The 340-nt window shown below is 59.4% G+C and carries 1 protein-coding gene; it reads left to right on the top strand.

Annotated elements, in window-relative coordinates:
• Nucleotides 1-34: 34 nt before the first annotated feature.
• On the top strand, nt 35-340 hold a 306-nt coding region (locus LR961_RS19195), incomplete at its 3' end, for a hypothetical protein (RefSeq protein WP_232151576.1).

The following is a 340-nucleotide window of genomic DNA, read 5'->3' as shown; positions in this document are numbered from 1 at the left end:
GAGTGGTGAGATCGACACACTGGATCATGGCTCTGTGAAGTACGACCTCAACGGCGACGGGACGGTCAACTACAACAGCATCACTCTGGGTGGCGACACCTATGACAGCGTCACGCACACCGGGGGCACCACGATTACCAACGTGGCCAACGGCGTAGCCGACAGTGATGCGGTGAACATGTCGCAGCTCAACGAGACGAATGCAAACGTCACGAACCTGGGCGACACCATCACCAACATCGCTGGCGATACTAGTGTCACCCACACCGACACCCATGGCGTGGGCATTCGTTATGCGCGGACCAACGAAGCTGGCCTGGTGCAGAGCGACTCCTCGGCC

The organism is Stenotrophomonas sp. SY1, from assembly GCF_021202945.1.
Taxonomy (GTDB): domain Bacteria; phylum Pseudomonadota; class Gammaproteobacteria; order Xanthomonadales; family Xanthomonadaceae; genus Stenotrophomonas.
This window is presented reverse-complemented; position numbering and strand designations above follow the sequence as displayed.